Origin of the sequence: Aestuariivirga sp., from assembly GCF_046093005.1 — a bacterium.
GTDB lineage: Bacteria > Pseudomonadota > Alphaproteobacteria > Rhizobiales > Aestuariivirgaceae > Aestuariivirga.
This window is the reverse complement of record NZ_JBJTER010000184.1, coordinates 1-2,138: the sequence shown is the minus strand read 5'-3', so window position 1 is coordinate 2,138 and position 2,138 is coordinate 1. Positions and strand designations below refer to the sequence as shown.

Annotated in this window: 3 protein-coding genes and 1 pseudogene; 1 reads left to right on the top strand and 3 read right to left on the bottom strand. The window is 65.9% G+C overall.

Annotated features, from left to right (window positions below; all coding sequences use genetic code 11):
* A pseudogene (locus ACKOED_RS15695) lies at positions 1 to 233 on the bottom strand (hypothetical protein); the annotation flags it as partial.
* Between the two features lie 193 nt (positions 234 to 426).
* Between ACKOED_RS15695 and ACKOED_RS15690 the strand changes: the two are divergent.
* Positions 427 to 1,437: a GlxA family transcriptional regulator gene (locus ACKOED_RS15690; protein WP_408917567.1), complete on the top strand. Its 1,011-nt coding sequence runs from the start codon at positions 427 to 429 to the stop codon at positions 1,435 to 1,437.
* Positions 1,438 to 1,476: 39 nt separating this feature from the next.
* Here the strand turns inward: ACKOED_RS15690 and ACKOED_RS15685 are convergent, their stop codons facing one another.
* Together ACKOED_RS15685 and ACKOED_RS15680 are read right to left on the bottom strand one after the other, a co-directional pair.
* Positions 1,477 to 1,938, bottom strand: coding sequence for a GNAT family N-acetyltransferase (locus ACKOED_RS15685; RefSeq protein WP_408917565.1), 462 nt, complete (start codon positions 1,936 to 1,938; stop codon positions 1,477 to 1,479).
* Positions 1,935 to 2,138 (bottom strand): acyl-CoA dehydrogenase family protein (locus ACKOED_RS15680; RefSeq protein ID WP_408917564.1); only part of this gene is annotated, 204 nt, incomplete at its 5' end. The genes ACKOED_RS15680 and ACKOED_RS15685, both read right to left, overlap by 4 nt.

Below are 2,138 nucleotides of genomic sequence, written 5' to 3'. Positions count from 1 at the left end.
TGCGGCACGGGCGCGAAGCCCGCCGCCGTCACCGCCTGCGCGGCGGCGATCTGCGCGTCACGGTCTCCCGCATCGATGAGCGCGATGAACACCTGGCTCGCCGGCGCCAGCTTCTCCCTGAGCAGCGGCAGCTTGTCCACCTGCCGGGGCGTGATCTCAACCGACAGGCCGCGCAGAAAGGCGGCGGTGGCGGCGGCGCGCGAAAGGCCGGTCGTGGCGAGCGGGGCATTCATGGATTTCGAGGCTCCGGTTTGGCTGTCAGGTCGCTTACGCCGCAGCCCGCCACGCCGCCCGGATGATTGCGACAGGGCCATTGCGAATGCGACGGCCAGCCCGGCATCAGTGTCGTTTTTGTATTTGAAAATGGCGCTTCTGGACAATGCCGCCGAATTGCGCGACAACCGCCAAAACAGGAGTTTGCGCCCGATGTTCGGCGATCCCCCCAGCAAGCTTCCGCAGCATCTCGCGGTCGTGGTGGTGCCGGAGTTCACGATGATGCCGGTGACGTCGGCCATCGAGCCCTTGCGCATCGCCAACCGGCTGTCGGAAAAGACGCTCTACAAATGGACCATGCATTCGGTGGACGGCCAGCCGATGGCGGCCTCCAACGGCATCCTTGCCATGGTGGACGGCGACCTTGCGTCGGTGCCGGAGGGCGCGGTGATCATGATCTGCGCCGGCCTCAACGTGCAGCATCATTCCGACAAGCGGCTGCTCGCCTGGCTGCGCAAGGTGGCGCGCAAGGGCACCAGCATCGGCGCGGTGTGCACCGGCGCCCACATCCTGGCCGAAGCCGGCCTGCTCGACGGCTATAAATGCACGATCCACTGGGAGAACCTCCCCGGCTTCACCGAGGCCTTCCCGGAAATCGACGCAACGGGCGGCCTGTTCGAGATCGACCGCGACCGCTTCACCAGTGCCGGCGGCACCACGGCGCTCGACATGATGCTGACGCTGATCGCCAGCCAGCACGGGCCGGAGCTTGCCTCGGCGGTGGCCGAGGGCATCCTGCATTCGCCGATCCGTCACCACAGCGAGCATCAGCGCATGTCGCTTCCCGCCCGCATCGGCGCGAGGCACCCGAAGCTCGTCGGCATCATCGAGGAGATGGAGAGCAATCTCGAGGAGCCGCTGTCGCCGTCGCTGCTTGCGAGGCAGGCGGGGCTGTCGACGCGCCAGCTCGAACGCCTGTTCCGCCGCTATCTCGACCGCTCGCCCAAGCGCTACTATCTTGAGCTCAGGCTGAAGAAGGCGCGCTCGCTGCTGTTGCAGACCGACATGTCGGTGATCAACGTGGCGCTGGCCTGCGGCTTCTCCTCGCCGTCGCATTTCTCGAAATGCTATCGCGCCTTCTATGGCCGCACGCCCTACCGCGAGCGCGGCATTCCGGTGATCGGCGAAACCACCGGCGGCAAGATGCCGGCGCAAACGCGATAAGGCGGAGTGCGGGGCGTTGGACGCCGCGCTCTCCGCCGTTCAGCCCAGCCGCTTTTCCATGAATACGCTGTTGGGGTCGTCCACCGGATAATCCCCGAATGGGCCGCGTTCGGCATAGCCCAGGCGGCGGTAGAGGCTGAGCGACTCGGGCTGGTGGATGCCGGTCTCCAGCCTGGCGATCGGGCGGCCGCAGATCATGGCCTCGTCCTCGATCCGCCGCATGACCAGTTGGGCAAGGCCTCTTCCGCGCGCCGATGGCCGCACATAGAGCCGCTTGACCTCCGCATAGCCATCCTTGAGCCAGCAGCCGCCGATGGCCAGCGCCTCTTCGCCCGCGAACACCGCGAAGAACCGTATCTCGGGCTGGCACAGCGTGTCGATGTCCAACAGATGGTTGCTTTCCGGCGGGTAGAGCGCATGAAAATAGCGGTCAAGTTCCTCCACCATGGCCCGCACCGGCGGGTCGGCCGGCCAGGCGATGACGGCGGTCCGTCCGTTCACTGAAAAGCCTGGATGCCGGTCTGGGCGCGGCCAAGGATCAGCGCATGCACGTCATGCGTTCCCTCATAGGTATTCACGGTTTCCAGGTTCACCATGTGGCGCATGATCTGGAAATCCTCGGAAATACCGTTTCCGCCGTGCATGTCCCGCGCCATGCGCGCCACGTCCAGCGCCTTGCCGCAGTTGTTGCGCTTCTTCAG

Coding starts and splice junctions, on each gene's coding strand:
- ACKOED_RS15690 (WP_408917567.1), top strand. CDS start 427: ATGTTCGGCGATCCCCCCAGCAAGCTTCCGCAGCATCTCGCGGTCGTG.